Source organism: Polaromonas sp. P3_A5 (assembly GCF_056403055.1).
This window is the reverse complement of the sequence record NZ_JBFUGF010000001.1, coordinates 3,493,481-3,513,448: the sequence shown is the minus strand read 5'-3', so window position 1 is coordinate 3,513,448 and position 19,968 is coordinate 3,493,481. Positions and strand designations below refer to the sequence as shown.

15 protein-coding genes are annotated in these 19,968 nt (G+C 62.7%); 14 read left to right on the top strand and 1 reads right to left on the bottom strand.

Going from position 1 to position 19,968, the window contains the following annotated elements; all coding sequences use genetic code 11:
* Nucleotides 1–141 precede the first annotated feature (141 nt).
* Nucleotides 142–1,908, top strand: a complete 1,767-nt coding sequence (locus AC1DU8_RS16775) for a sensor domain-containing diguanylate cyclase (protein WP_477727010.1) — start codon at nucleotides 142–144, stop codon at nucleotides 1,906–1,908.
* 27 nt (nucleotides 1,909–1,935) lie between these two features.
* On the opposite strand, the gene metG is transcribed toward AC1DU8_RS16775, so the two are convergent.
* Nucleotides 1,936–4,029, bottom strand: a complete 2,094-nt coding sequence (metG, locus tag AC1DU8_RS16770) for a methionine--tRNA ligase (RefSeq protein ID WP_477727009.1) — start codon at nucleotides 4,027–4,029, stop codon at nucleotides 1,936–1,938.
* 197 nt (nucleotides 4,030–4,226) lie between these two features.
* Between metG and apbC the strand changes: the two genes are divergently transcribed.
* The 13 genes from apbC to AC1DU8_RS16705 all read left to right on the top strand — a co-directional run bounded on the left by apbC (nucleotide 4,227) and on the right by AC1DU8_RS16705 (nucleotide 19,968).
* The gene (gene apbC, locus AC1DU8_RS16765) at nucleotides 4,227–5,318 is read left to right on the top strand and encodes an iron-sulfur cluster carrier protein ApbC (RefSeq protein WP_477666102.1); all 1,092 of its coding nucleotides are present in this window, start codon (nucleotides 4,227–4,229) and stop codon (nucleotides 5,316–5,318) included.
* A gap of 33 nt (nucleotides 5,319–5,351) precedes the next feature.
* Nucleotides 5,352–6,311, top strand: coding sequence for a LysR substrate-binding domain-containing protein (locus tag AC1DU8_RS16760; RefSeq protein ID WP_477727008.1), 960 nt, complete (start codon nucleotides 5,352–5,354; stop codon nucleotides 6,309–6,311).
* A 113-nt stretch (nucleotides 6,312–6,424) separates the two neighbouring features.
* Nucleotides 6,425–6,895, top strand: coding sequence for a formate dehydrogenase subunit gamma (locus AC1DU8_RS16755; protein ID WP_477727007.1), 471 nt, complete (start codon nucleotides 6,425–6,427; stop codon nucleotides 6,893–6,895).
* Nucleotides 6,892–8,454 carry a formate dehydrogenase beta subunit gene (locus AC1DU8_RS16750; protein ID WP_477727006.1) on the top strand — a complete coding sequence of 521 codons (1,563 nt, stop codon included), beginning with the start codon at nucleotides 6,892–6,894 and terminating at the stop codon, nucleotides 8,452–8,454. The genes AC1DU8_RS16755 and AC1DU8_RS16750 overlap by 4 nt, the downstream gene beginning before the upstream one ends.
* Before the next feature lie 46 nt (nucleotides 8,455–8,500).
* Nucleotides 8,501–11,410: a formate dehydrogenase subunit alpha gene (gene fdhF, locus AC1DU8_RS16745; protein WP_477727005.1), complete on the top strand. Its 2,910-nt coding sequence runs from the start codon at nucleotides 8,501–8,503 to the stop codon at nucleotides 11,408–11,410.
* Nucleotides 11,397–12,212 carry a formate dehydrogenase accessory sulfurtransferase FdhD gene (gene fdhD / locus AC1DU8_RS16740; protein WP_477666107.1) on the top strand — a complete coding sequence of 272 codons (816 nt, stop codon included), beginning with the start codon at nucleotides 11,397–11,399 and terminating at the stop codon, nucleotides 12,210–12,212. The genes fdhF and fdhD overlap by 14 nt, the downstream gene beginning before the upstream one ends.
* Complete coding sequence (locus tag AC1DU8_RS16735) at nucleotides 12,209–12,433, top strand: formate dehydrogenase subunit delta (RefSeq protein WP_477648462.1); 225 nt, start codon at nucleotides 12,209–12,211, stop codon at nucleotides 12,431–12,433. The genes fdhD and AC1DU8_RS16735 overlap by 4 nt, the downstream gene beginning before the upstream one ends.
* A gap of 60 nt (nucleotides 12,434–12,493) precedes the next feature.
* The gene (locus AC1DU8_RS16730) at nucleotides 12,494–13,081 is read left to right on the top strand and encodes a DUF3305 domain-containing protein (protein ID WP_477727004.1); all 588 of its coding nucleotides are present in this window, start codon (nucleotides 12,494–12,496) and stop codon (nucleotides 13,079–13,081) included.
* Complete coding sequence (locus tag AC1DU8_RS16725) at nucleotides 13,074–13,814, top strand: DUF3306 domain-containing protein (protein ID WP_457279602.1); 741 nt, start codon at nucleotides 13,074–13,076, stop codon at nucleotides 13,812–13,814. Before AC1DU8_RS16730 ends, AC1DU8_RS16725 begins: the two co-directional genes overlap by 8 nt.
* Nucleotides 13,744–15,879: a 4Fe-4S binding protein gene (locus AC1DU8_RS16720; protein ID WP_477727003.1), complete on the top strand. Its 2,136-nt coding sequence runs from the start codon at nucleotides 13,744–13,746 to the stop codon at nucleotides 15,877–15,879. The genes AC1DU8_RS16725 and AC1DU8_RS16720 overlap by 71 nt, the downstream gene beginning before the upstream one ends.
* Nucleotides 15,880–15,908: 29 nt before the next feature.
* Nucleotides 15,909–16,526: a TorD/DmsD family molecular chaperone gene (locus AC1DU8_RS16715; protein ID WP_477727064.1), complete on the top strand. Its 618-nt coding sequence runs from the start codon at nucleotides 15,909–15,911 to the stop codon at nucleotides 16,524–16,526.
* Between the two features lie 204 nt (nucleotides 16,527–16,730).
* Nucleotides 16,731–16,937, top strand: coding sequence for a formate dehydrogenase (locus AC1DU8_RS16710; protein ID WP_457279600.1), 207 nt, complete (start codon nucleotides 16,731–16,733; stop codon nucleotides 16,935–16,937).
* A 61-nt stretch (nucleotides 16,938–16,998) separates the two neighbouring features.
* A complete protein-coding gene (locus tag AC1DU8_RS16705; protein ID WP_457279599.1) occupies nucleotides 16,999–19,968 on the top strand; it encodes a formate dehydrogenase subunit alpha in 2,970 nt (989 codons plus the stop codon).

Sequence of the window (19,968 nt, the reverse complement as noted above, 5' to 3'; positions counted from 1 at the left end):
ACATTAGAAGGTTTTGTTAGGTAGAAATAGTTACTTTTCGTGTGATTTCAGGGCCGAATCATCAGTGTCGTCCTGTTTTGATCATCTGCGTATGGTTTTTTGGGGAAGTGATTGTTTGGCCTTTTAAGTTTTTTGTCTGCAATGCCGCCGCGCCTTTCTGCCTGCCTGGCGGCCTTGCTGTTGGCCCACGCTGCGGCTGTTGCACAGGAAACGGCCGTCCCGCCTTCCCCCGTCGCGGCTGTTGTTGCACAAAGCGTGCCGTCCGCGGGCTACGACGTGGTTGGCCAGGGGCTGGTACTGGTCGACAGTACCGGTTCGCTGACGTTTGAGCAGGTTCACAGCCGTTTTGAAGCCGGTGAAGGCGAGCCGGCCAGGCCGGAACAGATCATGCCGACCGGCGACGGGCGTGCCTTGTGGTACCGGTTGACGCTGCCTGCGGTGAGCCAGCCCACCCGGGTCATGCTCACGACACCGCACCCCAACATGGACAGTGTCTCGCTGTACCGCCCCTCGCAAGACCCCCTCGCTGCGGGGCAATGGCAAATCAGGCGCTCAGGTGATTCCATCCCCGTAGCCGAGTGGCCGGTGCGCCACCTGACACCGGCGTTCGAGATGCTGCTGCGCCCTGGTGAGACGCGGCCCACTTACCTTCGGGTCACCCACAACTATCCGATCAGCATGCACTGGGTCCTGTCCGACCCAGGCAGTTTTCACGAACAGTCCAAGCAATGGCACCTCCTGCTGGGGGTTTACATCGGCCTGGTGCTGCTGATGGCGCTGATGAGCGCTTTCCACGCGGTCTCGTGGCGCGATTCCATCCACCTGTTGTACGCCGGTTATGTGCTGGTCGTGGCGCTTGGCCAGTTGTCGCTGACCGGCCTGGCGGGAGAGTTTTTCTGGCCCCGCAATGCCTGGTGGAACGACTGCGCGCCCGTGGGGCTGTCGCTGGCCACTGCCGCATTGCTGCATCTTGTGCTGCGCCAGATGGTGGTTGACCGCGACGTGCCCTGGCTTTCCCGCGGGCTGCTGGCCATGACCATTCTGGGCTTTGTGATCGTGCTGGCCTTCCTGGCTCTGGGGAACAAGTCGTCTTTCAACCTGGCCACGCCTTACTACATCGGAAGCATCGCCGTTTACCTTTTTGTTTCCGCCTGGTACACCTGGCGCCGTCCGGCCGTGGGTATCTGGATCATGGCCGCGATGGTGTGCCTCACCGTGGGCTCCATCTTCCCCATCCTGCGCACGCAGGGCATGATGCCCCTGGGCACGGCCACGCAGTTCGGTGCGCAAATCGGTGCCGCCCTGGAAATCCTTTTCCTGATGATGGCCCTGTACCTGCGCAGCCGGGAAAAGCGCGACAACCAGGCGCGCGTCGGTGCGCTGACACGCGTGGACCCGTTGACCGGCCTGGGCAACCACCGAGTGCTGCTGCAGCGGCTGGACGCGCTGCTGATTCGCCAGCAGCGCGACCCCGGTGCGGGCGCGGTGGTGCGCATCCGGCTGGGCAACGCCGTGGATATCCGGCAGGACTACGGCATGGAGGCGGCGCAAAGCGCGGTGGTCCAGGCCGGCGCCTGTGTCACTAGCGTCGCGCAAGAGGGCGATACGGTTGCCCGTCATCGCGACGGAGACTTTGTGCTGATCCTGCAGGGGCACCTGACGCGCGGGGCGCTTACCGATATCGGCCAGCGGCTGATCGCCCGCGGACTGGCCGACAGTCCCAGCCTGCCGCCCAATACCGTGCTGCAGTTCAAGGTGGCGGTGGCCGAAGCGCCCTTCAGGGAAGGCGATGCAACGCAATTGCTGCACTCGCTGGGCCTTGTGCTCGGCGAGCTTTCCAGCCGTTCGGGCACTGGGCTGCGCTTTGCGGCCGGGGCGGCGGATGCCAGGAATTCGGCACCGGCCTGACGCAGGAGGCGGCGTTGCGCCGCAAACTCAGTGAATGCGCATGCCCGGTGTTGCGCCCGGCAAGGGTTCCAGCACATAGATACCGGGTTGGGCTTTTTCGTCGGCGTGGCTGGCGGCCAGCACCATGCCTTCGCTGATGCCGAACTTCATCTTGCGCGGCGCCAGGTTGGCGACCAGCACCGTGAGTTTGCCGACCAGGTCTTCGGGCTTGTAGGCTGAAGCGATACCGCTGAACACGTTGCGCATGCGGCCTTCGCCGGCGTCCAGCGTCAGGCGCAGCAGCTTGGTCGAGCCTTCCACGGGTTCGCAGTTGACGATCTTTGCAATGCGCAAATCGACCTTGGCGAAGTCGTCAATGGTGATCACGGGCGCAATCGCCTCGCCGCCTGGCACAGTTTCTTCTGCTATCAAATCAGTAGCTGCTTGCGCTGGTTCTGCCTGGGCAGGAGGCTCAAAGAGTGCTTCAAGTTGCTTGATGTCGACGCGCTGCATGAGGTGCTTGTAGTCGCCGATCAGGTGGCCGTTACCGAGGCTGGAGACGGCATCCGCAAACGTCAACGGCTTGACTTTCAGGAATTCCTCGACCTGCGCCGCCAGCGCAGGCAACACTGGTTTCAGGTATATCGTGAGTAGGCGGAAGGCCTCGATGCATACCGTGCAGACATCCTGCAGACGCGAGTCCATACCCTGCTGCTTGGCCAGCTCCCACGGTTTGTTCTGGTCCACATACGCGTTCACGCGGTCCGTCAGCAGCATGGTTTCGCGCAGGGCCTTGGCAAATTCACGGCTTTCATACAGCGGCTCGATCGTTTCCTTTGCGGCGCGCAGCGCGCCCAGCAGCGCTGCGCCATCGGCCGACACCTCGCCCAGCTTGCCCGCAAAGCGCTTGGCGACAAAGCCCGCGGCGCGGCTGGCGATGTTGATGTACTTGCCCACCAGGTCGCTGTTGACGCGTGCCATGAAATCATCGGCATTGAAGTCGATGTCTTCGTTCTTCGCATTGAGCTTGGCGGCCAGGTAATAGCGCAGCCATTCGGGGTTCATGCCCAGGCTCAGGTACTTGAGCGGGTCCAGGCCGGTACCGCGGCTTTTGCTCATCTTCTCGCCGTTGTTTACCGTGAGGAAACCGTGCACAAACACGTTGTCGGGCGTCTTGCGGCCGCTGAAATGCAGCATGGCCGGCCAGAACAGCGTGTGGAAGGTGACGATGTCCTTGCCGATGAAGTGGTACTGCTCCAGCCCCGGCGTCGCCATGTAGGCGTCGTAGTTTTCGCCGCGTTTTTCCAGCAGGTTTTTCAAAGAGGCGAGGTAGCCGACCGGCGCGTCCAGCCAGACATAAAAATACTTGCCCGGCGCATCCGGGATTTCAATGCCGAAGTAGGGCGCGTCACGGCTGATGTCCCAGTCGCCCAGGCCTTCGCTTTGGGTGCCGTCGGGGTTGGTGCGAACGCTGAACCATTCTTTGACCTTGTTGGCCACTTCGGGCTGGAGCTTGCCGTCTTGCGTCCACTTTTCCAGAAAGTCCACACAGCGCTGGTCGGACAGCTTGAAGAAAAAGTGATCAGAGCTTTTGAGTACGGGCGTCGCGCCCGACAACGCTGAATACGGGTTGATCAAATCCGTGGGGGCATACACCGCACCACAGTTTTCGCAGTTGTCGCCGTACTGGTCTTTGGTGCCGCACTTGGGGCAGGTGCCCTTGATGTAGCGGTCCGGCAGGAACATGTTCTTTTCAGGGTCAAAGAACTGCTCGATCGTTTTGGTCTCAATCAGTCCGGCCTTTTTGAGGTCCAGGTAGATCTGCTGCGCCAGCTGGTGGTTTTCCGGCCCGTCGGTGGAGTGCCAGTTGTCAAAGCTGATGTGAAAGCCGTCCAGGTAGGGCTTGCGGCCCGCGGCGATGTCGGCCACAAACTGCTGCGGCGTTTTGCCGGCTTTTTCAGCCGCGATCATGATGGGCGCGCCGTGGGCGTCGTCCGCGCCCACAAAGTTCACCGCATGGCCCTGCATGCGCTGAAACCGCACCCAGATGTCGGCCTGGATGTATTCCATGATGTGGCCGATATGGAAATTGCCATTGGCATAGGGCAGGGCGGTGGTGACAAACAGGCGGCGCTGGGACATAAGGGGCTTTATGGCTAGGGGAGAGGTAACCCGCGATTTTAAGTCGCCCGGCCTTGGGGTTGCCCCGGCAAGCCCCCATGACCCCAGGGCCCGGGTCACGGCGTTAGACTTCAGGCCAACACCCCCGCCGGCTTGCCGCCCTCAAAGCGCCCGGTCTGCCCAGTCAGATTTAACGAGATTCAACGGAGTATTTCCCCATGTCCCTGGACCAACAGGCCGTCTTGAACGCCGTGCAAACCGTGCTGGACCCCAACACCGGCAAAGATTTCGTCACCACCAAGGCCCTGAAAAACCTGCAGCTCAGCGGCGACGACGTGTCGTTTGATGTTGAACTTGGCTACCCGGCCAAAAGCCAGATCGCCGGCCTGCGCAAAAGCCTGATCGCCGCCGTCAAGGCCGTGCCAGGGGTGGGCAATGTCTCCGTCAATGTCACGTTCAAGATCGCCAGCCACAGCGTGCAGCGCGGCGTGCAGCTGTTGCCCAACGTCAAGAACATCATCGCCGTGGCCTCCGGCAAGGGCGGTGTCGGCAAAAGCACCACCGCTGTCAATCTGGCCCTGGCGCTGGCGGCTGAAGGCGCCAGCGTCGGCCTGCTCGACGCCGACATCTACGGCCCCAGCCAGCCCATGATGATGGGCATCGAAGGCCGGCCTGAAAGCGTGGACGGCAAGAACATGGAGCCCATGGAGAACTACGGCATCCAGGTCATGTCCATCGGTTTCCTGGTTGCGCAGGACGAAGCCATGATCTGGCGCGGCCCCATGGCGACCCAGGCGCTGGAGCAGCTGCTGCGCCAGACCAACTGGAAAGACCTGGACTACCTCATCGTCGATATGCCGCCCGGCACCGGTGATATCCAGCTCACGCTGTCGCAGCGGGTGCCCATGACGGGCGCGGTCATCGTCACCACGCCGCAAGACATTGCGCTGCTGGACGCCAAGAAGGGCATCAAGATGTTTGAGAAAGTCGGCGTACCCATTCTGGGCATCGTCGAAAACATGGCGGTGCACATCTGCAGTAGCTGCGGCCATGCCGAGCACATTTTCGGCGAAGGCGGCGGCAAAAAAATGGCGGCCGACTACAAGATGGACTACCTGGGCGCCTTGCCGCTGGACATCCAGATCCGCCTGCAGGCCGACAACGGCCGTCCCACCGTGGTGGCCGATCCCGACGGCGAAGTCGCCGGCATCTACAAGGCCGTGGCGCGCAAGATGGCCGTCACCGTGGCCGCGAAAGCCAAAGACTTCTCTGCCAAGTTTCCGACCATCACGATCTCCAAAAATACCTGAAGACACCTGAAAACCACCTGAGGTTGTCACGCCATGAACCTGCTGGCCTCCCTGCGTTACCTGGCCGCGCTTGACGAGCACAAGCACTTCGGTCGCGCGGCGCAGGCCTGCAACATCACGCAGCCCGCCTTGTCCAATGCCCTGCGCGCGCTGGAAGACGAGTTCGGCGCCGCTATCGTGGTTCGCGGGCGTGCATTCGTCGGGTTTACGGAAGAGGGCGAACGCGTGCTCGCCAGCGCCAGGCGCATGCTGCATGAGCGCGAGATCCTCAAGCAGCAGCTTGACAGCTCAGTGGACAGCCCGCGCGGGCATTTGACGATTGGCGTCGTTCCCACGGCGGTCTCCATCGCCGCGCGTTTTGCAGCCATGCTGCACGCCCGGCACCCAGGCATCACGCCGGTGGTGCTGTCGCTGAATTCACACGACATCGAAACCCGGCTCGAAAACCTGTCGCTGGACATGGCGCTGGGCTACACCGAGCGCCTGAGCGCGCGCAACACACGGCTGACCACCTTGCCGCAATACACCGAGCGTTATTTCCTGGTGCGCCGTGCTGCCAAACCCAGCCCGGATGTGTTGCGCTTCGGCTCGCCCATGACCTGGGCCGATGCCGCGAAGTTGCCGCTGTGCCTGCTGACACCCGACATGCACAGCCGCACCCGGGTGGACGCCGCTTTTGCCGCCGCCGGCGTCACGGTCAAGCCCGTGATGGAAACCAACTCCATGCTGACGCTCGCCCTGACCGTCGTCGTTGGCGAGGTTTGCAGCGTGCTGGCAGGCGCGCTGGTGTGCGCCGTTCAGGGTTACCGCGAACTCGAAGCCCTGCCCCTGACGCCGGATGTGGAGACGCCTGTCGGCTTCATGATGCAGGCCAGCGACCGGCCCTCGCGCACGCTGGAGGCGGCCATGGCGCTGGCTGCCGAGCCCGCCTGGCTGCGCCACGCTGCTGACTACAGCGCGCACCCAGAGAGCATGGGAAACAAGCCAACCTAGGCAAGCATTTGCATACATTCAATCCGTGAATAGGGCAGTGTCCCGATTCAATTGGACGTGACCCCATCGCTTGCACATACTTTGTGCATAGACAGAGATAGGGGTCCCACACGATGAATGAAGTTGCAAGCCAGGCCGTCGAACGCGTCATTGCGTCGACCAGCCACATGCCCGGCGCCTTGATGCCGATACTGCACGGCATTCAGGACGCGCTCGGCTACATCCCGCCTGACGCTGTTCCACCCATCGCCGAAGCCCTGAACCTGTCCAGGGCTGAGGTTCATGGCGTGGTGACGTACTACCACTACTTCCGCTCCGAACCGCCCGGCCGCCATGTGGTGCAAATCTGCCGCGCCGAGAGCTGCAAAGCCATGGGCTCAGACGCCCTCTGGTCACATGCCTGCTCCCATCTGGGCAGCGACGGCCACGGTCCCACCAAAGACGGCGCTTTCACGGTCGAGCCGGTGTACTGCCTGGGACTGTGCGCACAGTCCCCCGCGATGACGCTGGACGACAAGGTCCATGCCCGCGTCGGGATCGAAAAATTCGACCGCCTGGTGGCGCAAGCCGGGAGCGCCGCATGAGCATCGAGATTTACGTGCCCCGTGACTCCGCTGCGCTGGCGGCGGGCGCTGACGAGGTCGCAGCAGCCATCACCGCCGAGGCTTCAAAGCGTGGTATCGGCATTGAGCTGGTGCGCAATGGCTCCCGTGGCCTGTTCTGGCTGGAGCCCATGGTCGAAGTGCAGACCGGCGCAGGCCGCATCGCCTACGGGCCGGTGGAAGTTGAAGACGTGGCCGGCCTTTTTGATGCCGGTTTTCAGGTGGGCGGTGTCCACGTGTTGCAACTGGGCCTCACCGAAGAGATTCCGTATCTGAAAAGGCAGGAGCGCCTGACCTTTGCCCGCATGGGCATAACGGACCCGCTGTCGCTGGCAGACTACGAAGCGCATGAAGGCTATGCCGGCTTGCGCCGTGCGCTGGAGATTCCCGCCACAGAGATCGTGCAGCAGGTGCTCGACGCCGGCCTGCGCGGGCGTGGCGGTGCGGCCTTTCCGGCAGGCATCAAATGGAAAACCGTGGCGGGCCTGAAAGCCACGCAAAAGTATGTGGTCTGCAACGCGGACGAGGGCGATTCAGGCACTTACTCCGACCGCATGACGATGGAGGGTGACCCCTTCATGCTGATTGAAGGCATGACGATTGCCGCTGTCGCCTCCGGCGCGACGCAAGGCTATGTTTACATCCGTTCCGAATACCCCCACGCCGTGGAAACCATGCGCGAAGCCATCAAGGTGGCCGAGGCTGGCGGTTTTCTGGGTGACAACATCCTCGGCTCGGGCCACAGCTTTCACCTGCACGTGCGCAAGGCAGCGGGCGCCTATGTCTGCGGCGAAGAAACCGCCATGCTGGAAAGCATCGAAGGCAAACGCGGCATCGTCCGCGCCAAGCCGCCCATCCCCGCCATCCAGGGCCTGTTTGGCAAGCCGAGCGTGATCAACAATGTGATCACCTTTGCTTCCGTGCCCATCATCCTGTCGCGGGGCGCAACCTTCTACAAGGACTACGGCGTGGGCCGCTCCAGGGGGACCTTGCCCATCCAGCTGGCGGGCAACATCAAGTTTGGCGGGTTGGTGGAAAAAGCCTTCGGCGTGACCTTGCGCGAGCTGATGTACGACTACGGCGGTGGCTCGGCCTCCGGCCGGCCCATCAAGGCCGTGCAGGTCGGCGGTCCGCTGGGCGCCTATGTGCCTGAATCGCAGTGGGACACGCCGCTGGACTACGAAGCCTATGCGGCCGTGGGCGCGGTGGTGGGCCACGGCGGCATCGTGGTGCATGACGACACGGCCGACATGGCCAGCCTGGCGCGCTACGCCATGGAGTTTTGCGCGATTGAGTCCTGCGGCAAATGCACACCCTGCCGCATCGGCTCCACACGCGGTGTGGAAGTGATTGACCGCATCGCCAACGGCCCGGGTGAGCAGCGACCGCAGCAGATCAAGCTGCTGCGCGACCTGTGCGACACCATGGTTCACGGCTCGCTGTGCGCCATGGGCGGCATGACGCCTTTCCCGGTGCTCTCGGCACTGGACCATTACCCGCAGGACTTTGGCATGACTGTGCCGGACCGCAAAGCAGCCTGAATCGACAGAAACGGCAGCACCCCCACAAGACGGACAGGAGACTTTCATGCTCGAACACCTCAAAGAAACCGACTACGGCACCCCCAAACGCGAGTCCACGCAGGAAGTTACGCTGGAGATCGACGGCGAAAGCGTCACGGTTCCCGCAGGCACTTCGCTCATGCGTGCGGCGGTCGACGCAGGCATCCAGGTGCCCAAGCTGTGCGCCACCGACAGTCTGGAGCCTTTTGGCTCCTGCCGCCTGTGCATGGTCGAAATCGACGGGCGCAAGGGCTTCCCCGCATCCTGCACCACACCGGCTGAAGCCGGCATGAAGGTGCGTACCCAGTCGCCGCGCCTGCAAGAGCTGCGCAAGGGCGTGATGGAGCTCTACATCTCTGATCACCCATTGGACTGCCTGACCTGTTCGGCCAACGGCAACTGTGAGCTGCAGGACATGGCCGGCGTGACCGGGCTGCGCGAAGTACGTTACGGCATGGAGGGCGCCAACCATTTCCGCAACGAGAGCAAGCCGGCAATCGACAATTCCAACCCCTACTTCAGCTACGACGCCTCCAAATGCATTGTGTGCAACCGTTGCGTGCGCGCCTGCGAAGAAACCCAGGGTACGTTTGCACTGACTATTCAAGGAAGAGGCTTTGAGTCGCGCGTGTCGCCGGGCCAAGACCAGCCCTTCATGGAATCCGAATGCGTGAGCTGTGGCGCCTGCGTCGAGGCCTGCCCCACCGCCACGCTGCAAGAAAAGACCGTGATCATGCTGGGCCAGCCCGAGCACAACAAGATCACCACCTGCGCCTATTGCGGCGTGGGCTGCGCTTTCAAGGCCGAGATGAAGGGCAATGAGGTGGTGCGCATGGTGCCGTGGAAAGACGGCAAAGCCAACGAAGGCCATGCCTGCGTCAAGGGCCGCTTTGCCTGGGGATACGCCACCCACAAGGACCGCATCACCAAGCCGATGATCCGCAAGAACATCAGCGACCCATGGCAGGAAGTGAGCTGGGACGAAGCCATCAACTACGCCGCGAGCGAGTTCCGCCGCATCCAGGCCAAGCACGGCAAGGATTCGATTGGCGGCATCACCTCGTCGCGTTGCACGAATGAAGAAACCTACCTGGTGCAAAAGCTGGTGCGCGCCGCCTTTGGCAACAACAACGTTGACACGTGCGCCCGCGTCTGCCATTCGCCCACCGGTTACGGACTGAGCCAGACCTACGGCACCTCCGCCGGCACACAGACCTTCAAGTCGGTTGAAAAGGCCGACGTGATCCTGATCATCGGCGCTAACCCGACCGACGGCCACCCGGTGTTTGCCTCGCGCATGAAAAAGCGCCTGCGAGAAGGCGCACGGCTGATCGTGGTGGATCCGCGCCAGATCGACATCGTGCGTTCCCCGCACGTGGAGGCTGAGTTTCACCTGCAGTTGCGACCCGGCACCAACGTGGCCATGATCTCGTCGCTGGCCCATGTGGTGGTGACGGAAGGCCTGCTGGCCGACGACTATATTGCCGAGCGCTGCGACGAAAAGTCATTCCGCGAATGGCGCGAGTTTGTGGCCCGCCCCGACAATTCTCCTGAAGCCATGGAAGCCGTCACCGGCGTGCCCGCGGCAGACGTTCGCGCAGCCGCCCGCCTCTACGCCACAGGCGGCAATGCTGCCATTTACTACGGCCTGGGCGTGACGGAGCACGCACAGGGATCGACCATGGTCATGGGCATTGCCAACCTGGCCATGGCCACCGGCAATGTGGGCCGCGAAGGTGTGGGTGTGAACCCGCTGCGCGGCCAGAACAATGTGCAGGGCGCCTGTGACATGGGTTCCTTCCCGCATGAACTGCCGGGCTACCGCCATGTGTCCGACAGCACGGTGCGCGCCGAATTCGAAACAGCCTGGGGCGTTACGCTGAACGAAGAGCCCGGCCTGCGCATCCCGAACATGTTTGACGCGGCCGTGGCCGGCAGCTTCCTGGGCCTGTATTGCCAGGGCGAAGACATCGTGCAGTCCGACCCCGACACCCAGCACGTGGCCAAGGCCCTCACCTCGATGGAATGCATCGTCGTGCAGGACATCTTCCTGAACGAAACCGCCAAGTACGCGCATGTGTTTTTGCCTGGTTCTTCCTTCCTGGAAAAAGACGGCACCTTCACCAATGCCGAGCGGCGCATCTCGCGCGTGCGCAAGGTCATGCCGCCCAAGGCGGGGCTGGCCGACTGGGAAGTCACCGTCAAGCTGTCCAATGCGCTGGGCTATCCGATGAAGTACGTGCATCCGCGCGACATCATGGCCGAGATCGCGGCGCTGACGCCGACTTTCCGCGGCGTGACCTTTGCCAAGATCGAAAAGCACGGCAGCGTGCAGTGGCCTTGCAACGAAGACACGGCAGAGCTCGGCACCGAGTTCATGCATAAGGACAAGTTTGTGCGCGGCAAGGGCCGCTTCATCATCACGCAGTACGTTGCTACCGACGAGAAGGTCACGCGCAAATTCCCGCTGCTGCTCACCACCGGTCGCATCTTGTCGCAGTACAACGTGGGCGCCCAGACGCGTCGCACCGACAACAACCAGTGGCACAGCGAAGATCGGCTGGAGATTCATCCGCACGACGCGGAAGACCGGGGCATCAAGCCTGACGACTGGGTGGGCATTGAAAGCCGTGCCGGGCAAACGGTGTTGCGTGCAGTGGTCACCGAACGCATGCAGCCGGGCGTGGTCTACACCACCTTCCACTTCCCCGAATCGGGCGCCAACGTCATCACCACCGACAGCTCCGACTGGGCCACCAACTGCCCGGAATACAAGGTCACTGCGGTGCAGGTCATGCCGGTGGCGCAGCCGTCGGAATGGCAAAAATCCTACTCGCGCTTCAACAAGCAGCAACTGCAGTTGCTGGATGCGGCGTCACAACCGGCGGGCGGTCCGCTTGCCGGTGCAGCGGAGGCAGCTCATGCAGGTGGTTGAAGGTTGCCGTGAAGCCCCTGTGACGGGGGTGCGGGCACATCGCCCGTTTGACCGGTCGGACTGGGTAGCCGAAGAGGTGCCTGTGGCGCTGGAGTACAACGGCATCTCGCACGCCGTGATGCTGGCCAGCCCCTCCGACCTCGAAGACTTTGCCTTCGGCTTTTCCGTCACCGAAGGCATCGTGGACGACTACACGCAGATTCACGACATTGAACAGACCAGCAGTGAGCAAGGGGAGACGCTGCACCTGAGCATCGCGGCATCGTGCTTTGCCCGCCTGAAAGACCGCCGCCGCAGCATGACCGGCCGTACGGGCTGCGGCCTGTGCGGCACCGAAAGCCTGGCGCATGCGGTGCGCCTGCCGCCGCGCCTGCACGGCGGCGCGGAGTTTGAAGCGGGCGCCATCACCCGTGCCCTGATCAACTTGCGCGAGCAGCAGTTACTGCTCAGCGCCACCGGTGCCACCCATGCGGCCGCCTGGTGCAATGCGGGCGGCGGCATCGTGGTGCTGCGTGAAGACGTCGGCAGGCACAACGCGCTGGACAAACTGACAGGCGCCTTGCAGCGCGGCCGTGTCAAGGTCAATGAAGGTTTTATCGTCGTCACCAGCCGCGCCAGCTACGAGATGGTGCACAAAACTGCCATGGCCGGCGTGACACTGCTGGCGGCTGTGTCGGGGGTGACCGGCCTGGCGATTGATGTGGCGCAAACCGCCGGCGTGGCGCTTCTGGGCTTTGTGCGCGGGGAAGATCTTTCCGTGTACAGCCACAAAGAGCGTGTCAACCTGGAGTACCTCCTGTGAACAACGACAACCTGATTCGCATGGTCAACCAGATCGGCGCCTTCTTTGAAACCATGCCTGACCGCACGGAAGCCCTGCAGGAACTGGCCATGCACCTCAAGAAATTCTGGGACCCCCGCATGCGCAAGGCACTGCTGGAGTTGATAGAAGGTAACGGCGGCGACGGGATCAGCGACGTGGTGCGTCGTGCCGCCCTGGAACACCGGTCCTTGCTGGTCTAGAGGTTTATTGGGGATAGGGTTATTGCGAACGGTCCGCTTTGCCCGCCGTACACTGCGGGCATGTCGGATTTCCTGCTGCAGTCCCCTGAAACAGACGCCACGCTGCACCGGCCGTGCACCGCGGTGGCCGTTGTCATGCGCCGCGAGCGCATCGACAACCGCTGGCAGCCCTGGCGCTGGTCGCTGGATGAAATCGTGCCGCACGAAGACGGTTTTGGCGCCGCGCCGCGCCTGCTGCTCAAAGACGAGCGCGAAGAGCGCTGGTTGCACCCCGGCTTCAAGGTCGAGCTGTTCACCGACGACGGTGAAGGCTACTACCTCAACGTCACCACCGCGCAGCCCTGCTTCTGGGTGGTCTGGCGCATGGAAGAAGAAGCCCTGTTGGCCGAAGAACCCATTGCAGTTCCGCAAATCGTCACCCTGAGTTACCACGATGCCGGGCGCTGGCTGGATGCGCAGGAAACAGTCGAGCAGGTGCCCGCGCCGCCGCGGGTCGTGCAGTGGCTGCAGCAGTTTGTAGATCAGCACTACGTCATAGAAGCCAAGCGCCGGCAGCGCCCGCAAAGCTTTAAGCCGCTGACGGACCGCTTCGGCAATCCGGCGCGGGTCAGCACGGAAAAGAAAACCGGCGGAGGCCAGCATGGCTGACGAACCGAAGGGCTTTTTGGGGCGATGGTCCCGCCGCAAGGCCGACGCTGTGCTGGGCAAACCACTGGATGAGCCGGTTGTGGCCGCACCGGCAACGGATGCCAACGCGCCCGCCCTGCAAGTCCAGACGCCCCGGGAACCGGCGCAAAAATCACCGGAAAATCCGCCGGAAAAGCAAGCGCTCACGCTGGCCGACGCCAGGCTGCTCACCAAAGATTCCGACTTCAAGCCCTTTATGGCCGGCGATGTGACGCCCGACGTGCGTAACGCGGCCATGAAGCAACTCTTTGCCGACCCGCATTTCAATGTGATGGACGGCCTGGACATCTACATCGACGACTATTCCAAGTCCGACCCCATCCCCGAGGCCATGCTGCGGCAGATGACGAGTGCGAAGTTTCTCAATCTCTTTGATGACGATGAGGACAAAGAGAAAGAGAAAAACAAAAGCAGCGCGGAGGACGCGGCAGGCGAAGACCAAGCGAAGGCTGCCGGCCCGCAAGACGACCCCGTCAACCTGCCACGGGAAAGCGCCAATAACCCCACGGGCGAAACCGTGGCACAGTCCTATGAAAATCCAGACATAGCCCCATCGCAAACGCCAGGCGCTTTATCAACCAGCCAATCCCAGCCCGACCCGGCCGGTGCCAGCCAAGAAGACCATGCCCACACTGATTTGCGACTGCAACCAGACCATGCCGCTCCAGCCACAGGCGCTGGGCACGGCACTTAACGAGACCCTGACGCTGCATTCGGCGCTGTGCCGCCGCGAGGTGGGCGCCTTCCAGAAGGCCGCGCAGTCCGGCGACGATGTTGTCGTAGCCTGCACCCAGGAGAAGCGGCTCTTTGCCGAAGTGGGTGAGCAGACCCAGGGCGTCACCTCGGTGGTGAAGTTCGTCAATATCCGCGAGACCGGCGGCTGGAGCAAAGACGCTGTCAGCGCCACGCCAAAAATCGCGGCTCTGCTGGCCGCGGCCCATTTACCAGACGCAGAGCCGGTGTCCACCGTCACCTACAAAAGTGCCGGGCGCCTGCTCATCGTGGGTGCGATCGACCAGGCCGAGCAGGTGGCGGCCCTTGTGGCTGACACGCTGGACGTGACCATCTTCGCCCAGGGCGTTTCGTCCCAGGCGCAGACCGGGTTTCCCTCGCAAGAACGCAAATATCCTGTGATCAGCGGTGAGCGGCTCGCGCTCAAAGGCTGGCTGGGTGCGTTTGAGGCGAGCTGGGACAAGACCAACGCTATCGACCTGGACCTTTGCACACGATGCAATGCCTGCGTCGCCGTGTGCCCCGAAGGCGCCATCGACCTGAGCTACCAGGTTGACGCGGCCAAATGCACATCCCACCGTGATTGTGTGGCCGTATGCAAGGTGGCCGGTGCCATTGACTTCAACCGCTCGCCGCAAACACTCACGGAAGCATTTGACCTGGTGCTCGATCTCGGCGCCAAACCGCTGGTCGCGCTGCACGCGCCACCGCAAGGCTACTTCGCCCTGAATGCCTCCGCCGGCCTCGCCTCACCCGGCTTGCTGGCCACCGTGGTCAAGCTGCGCGACATGGTGGGCGAGTTTGAAAAGCCCAAATTTTTTGCCTATAAACAAAAACTCTGCGCCCACAGCCGCAACGAAACCGTGGGTTGCAACGCCTGCATCGACATCTGCTCGGCCGGCGCCGTCAGCAGCGAAAAAAGCCGGCAGCAGATCGTCGTCAACCCCAACCTGTGTGTGGGTTGCGGCGCGTGCACCACGGTGTGCCCGACAGGCGCGCTCACCTACGCCTACCCGCGTGCCAGCGAGCAGGGCGTTCGCATCAAGACCCTGTTGTCGGCGTACGCCAAAGCCGGCGGCACGCAACCGGTGCTGCTGTTTCACAGCCAGGACAGCGGCCAGCAGGCGGTCGAGGCTCTGGGCCGCGCTGCGCGGCTGCAAAAAACCGTGCGGGGCGTACCAGCCAATGTGATCCCGCAAGCGCTATGGCACACGGCCAGCGTGGGCCTGGACTTGTGGCTCAGCGCCATCGCATTCGGTGCGTCGCAAGTGGCGGTGCTGGTAACGCGTGAAGAAGCTCCCGCCTATCTTGAAGGCCTGGCCGAGCAAATGCGCGTGGCGCAAACCCTGCTCAATGGCCTGGGCTATGCCGGCGTGCACCTTCATTTGTTGCAAGCCGGCGAGGGCGCTGATGCCATTGCCGGGCTGGACGCCAGCCTGCAAACGCTGGCGCGCGGCCGCCCTGCCGTGCCCGCCACTGCCGCGCGCTTTGCCGTGGCGCAAGAAAAGCGCAGCACGCTCGACATGGCGCTGGACCATCTCATGGGCCATGCGCCCGCCGCCTTGCCCGAGGCGATCGCGCTGCCCGCCAAAGGCTCGCCCTTCGGCAGCCTGACCGTCAACGCAGACACCTGCACGCTGTGCCTGAGCTGTGTGAGCGCGTGCCCCGCCAGCGCACTGCAAGACAATCCCGACCGCCCGCAGCTCAAGTTCATCGAAAAAAACTGCGTACAGTGCGGCCTGTGCGCCACCACTTGTCCCGAGGATGCCATCACGCTGCAGCCGCGCCTGTTGCTCACACCGCTACGCAAAGAGGCGCGTGTGCTCAACGAGAGCCAGCCCTACCAGTGCATACGCTGCAGCAAACCCTTCGGCACGCTCAAGGCCATCGAGTCCATGCTGGGCAAGCTTGCGGGGCACGCGATGTTCCAGGGTGCGGCCGCCGACCGGCTCAAGATGTGCAGTGACTGCCGCGTCATCGACATCTATTCCGCCGACAACGAACTGAAAATCACGGACATCCGGTGAGCAACAGCTTCCCGACTCCAGACGCCACCATGACGCAAGCCCAACTCACCGCCTCCACCCTGGACGAAGAAACCGCGCGAGCCGAAGTCTATGGCGTGCTGGCCGCCCTTTACTACGCCGCGCCCTCCGCGGAGCTGCATGAAAACCTTCGCATTGCAGTAACGGAGGCGCCCGCCGCCGGTGGGTTGCTTGAAAGTTCGTGGAGCGAACTCGTGGCCGCCGCCCGCACGCAGAGCCTTGCAGATGTCACGCGGGAGCATGATGCCCTGTTCGGCGGCGTTGGCAAGCCTGAGGTGTACCTCTTTGGTTCGCACTACCTCAGCGGTTTCCTCAATGAGAAGCCTTTGGCGGCCTTGCGCACCGACATCGCCGCGCTGGGCCTGGCGCGTGACGAGGCCATGCCCGAAACCGAAGACCACGTGGCCTACCTGTGCGAAGTCATGCGCTACCTGATTGCCGGTGACGACGTGGAGGTCGCCAATCTCACGCGGCAGCGCGAATTTTTCGCGCGCCATGTCCAGCCCTGGGTGCCGCTGATGTGCGATGCCATCACGGCGCATCCCAAGGCGCATTTTTATGCCGCTCTCGCGGCCTTTACCCAGACCTTCATCGGCGTTGAGGCGCAGGGCTTCGACATGCTGGCCTGACGGGGTGCATGAATTTTTTTCTCAAAATGAGACAGCTTTTGAATGGCCAACCGGCCATAGCCGCCGAGTCTGACAATAAGATCGCTTATCGTTTTCCCTAGACTTGGACGTTGAGCGGCGCTAACCATTGTGGTGCGCAGCGCTCTGCCTTACAGTACTATGCAAACGGTTACATAGCCAGCAAGCCTTCCCCTGGAGATCACCATGCAGGACAGCCAGCCAAAACCCTCACGCAGGGGATTCTTTTTCGGCGCAGCCGCCACGGGCGCGGCAGCCGCGGCCATCGTCGCTTTGCCCGGCGCACCTGCGCTTCAAGCCGAGCTTCCAGAGCCCAAGCCGGCCCCTGAAAAAGGCGGCGGCTACAGCCTCTCGGAACACGTCAAGCGCTACTACAAGACCACCCGCATCTAGGTAGCCTTGGCTTCCAGTTCAGCCCGACCGGCCCCCGATTTCACCTTCTACGGAGAGCTTCATGCTGCTCACGAAAAAATCTTCTGATGTCCATCCCGTGCATCGCGCGGGTTCCGCGCGCTTTGTGCAAAGCCTGTCGCGGGGCCTGTCCAATGCGCTGCCCACCATGGACCGCCGCGCCTTCCTGCGCCGCTCCGGCCTGGGTGTCGGCGTCGGCCTGGCCGCTACGCAATTAACCCTGGTCAAAAAAGCCAAGGCCGCCACACCGGGCGCCGGCGACGGCACGGGAAAGATCGAAGTCAAGCGCACCGTTTGCACCCACTGCTCGGTGGGTTGTGCTGTAGACGCGGTGGTTGAGAACGGCGTCTGGGTCCGCCAGGAGCCGGTGTTCGACTCTCCCATCAACCTGGGCGCCCATTGCGCCAAGGGTGCTGCCCTGCGCGAGCACGGCCACGGCGAATACCGCCTGCGCTACCCGATGAAGCTGGTGAACGGCAAATACGAGCGCATCAGTTGGGACGTCGCCCTCAAGGAAATCACCGACCGCATGCTGGAGCTGCGCAAGGCCAGCGGCCCTGACTCGGTGTATGTGGTGGGGTCGTCCAAACACAACAACGAGCAGGCCTACCTGCTGCGCAAGTGGATGAGCCTGTGGGGCAGCAACAACTGTGACCACCAGGCCCGCATCTGCCACTCCACCACGGTGGCCGGCGTTGCCAACACCTGGGGCTACGGCGCCATGACCAATTCGTACAACGACATGCAAAACAGCAAGGTCGCCCTGTACATCGGCTCCAATGCGGCCGAGGCCCATCCCGTCAGCCTGCTGCACATGCTGCATGCCAAGGAAACCGGCTGCAAGATGATCGTGGTCGATCCGCGCTTTACCCGCACCGCCGCCAAGGCCGACGAATACATCCGCATCCGCTCCGGCTCCGACATCCCCTTCCTGTTCGGCATGCTGTATCACATCTTCAAGAACGGCTGGGAAGACAAGAAGTACATCAACGACCGTGTCTACGGCATGGACAAGGTCAAGGAAGATGTGCTGGCCAAATGGACGCCGGACAAGGTGGAAGAAGCCTGTGGCGTGCCCGAGGCGCGTGTCTACATGGCTGCCGAGATGATGGCCAAGAACCGGCCGTCCACCATTGTCTGGTGCATGGGCCAGACCCAGCACACCATCGGCAACGCCATGGTTCGTGCTTCGTGCATCCTGCAGCTGGCGCTGGGCAATGTCGGTGTTTCCGGCGGCGGCACCAACATTTTCCGCGGCCACGACAACGTGCAGGGCGCCACCGACGTCGGCCCCAACCCCGATTCGCTGCCCGGTTACTACGGCCTGGCCGAGGGCTCCTGGAAGCACTTCGCAAAAATCTGGGGCGTCGAGTTCGACTGGATAAAGGGCCGTTATGCCTCTGCCGCCATGATGGGCAAGCCCGGCATCACGGTCTCGCGCTGGATCGACGGCGTGATGGAGAAAAACGAATTCATCGACCAGGACTCCAACCTGCGCGGCGTCTTCTTTTGGGGCCACGCGCCCAACTCACAGACGCGCGGCCTGGAAATGAAACGCGCGATGGACAAGCTGGACCTGCTGGTGGTGGTGGACCCGTATCCATCGGCCACCGCCGCCATGGCGGCCATGCCCGGCAAGGCTGAAGACCTCAACCCCAACCGCGCGGTGTACCTGCTGCCGGCCGCCACGCAGTTTGAAACCAGCGGCTCGGTGACGGCTTCCAACCGTTCCATCCAGTGGCGCGAAAAAGTGATCGAGCCGCTCTGGGAGAGCCGCACCGACCACATGATCATGCACCAGTTCGCCGAAAAGCTCGGCTTTGCCAAAGAGCTCTCCAAGAACTACAAGATGCAAAAGGTCAAGGGCATGGACGAGCCCGTGCCCGAAGACATCCTGCGCGAGATCAACAAGACCTGCTGGACCATCGGCTACACCGGCCAGAGCCCTGAGCGCCTCAAGGCGCACATGCGCAACATGCACCTGTTCGACGTCAAGACCCTCAAGTCCAAAGGCGGCGTCGACAAGGCAACCGGCTACGACACCACGGGTGATTACTTCGGCCTGCCATGGCCCTGCTACGGCACGCCCGAGATGAAACACCCGGGCTCGCCCAACCTGTATGACACCTCCAAGCACGTGATGGAAGGCGGCGGTAACTTCCGCGCCAACTTCGGCGTGGAACGCGAAGGCAAAAACCTGCTGGCTGAAGACGGCTCTTGTTCCAAGGGCGCCGACATCCAGACCGGCTACCCCGAGTTCGATCACCTGCTCGTGAAAAAACTCGGCTGGTGGGACGAGCTGACCGACGCCGAGAAAACCGCCGCCGAAGGCAAGAACTGGAAGACCGACTCCTCAGGAGGCCTGATCCGCGTCGTCATGAAGAACCATGGCTGCCATCCTTTCGGCAATGCCAAGGCGCGCGCCGTGGTCTGGAACTTCCCCGACGCCATTCCGCAGCACCGCGAGCCGCTTTACGGCAACCGGGCCGACCTCATGGCCAAGTACCCGACGCACGACGACAAGAAAGCCTTCTGGCGCCTGCCCACGCTGTACAAAACCATCCAGCAAAAGAACATCGCCGACAAGGTGCATGAGAAATTCCCGCTGATCATGACCTCGGGCCGGCTGGTGGAATACGAAGGCGGCGGCGAAGAAACCCGCTCCAACCCCTGGCTGGCCGAGCTGCAGCAAGAGATGTTCATCGAGATCAACCCCAAGGTCGCCGCCGAAAAAGGCATACGCAATGGCGAACGCGCCTGGGTCAGCACGCCCACCGGCGCACGCCTGAACGTACAGGCCCTGGTCACCGAACGTGTCGGGCCCGACACGGTGTTCATGCCTTTCCACTTCTCGGGCCGCTGGCAAGGCGCCGACATGCTGGCGTACTACCCGAATGGCGCGGCACCGGTTGTGCGCGGCGAGGCGATCAACACGGCAACAACTTACGGCTACGACAGCGTCACGATGATGCAAGAAACAAAAACGACGGTCTGCAACGTCGAAAGGGCATAA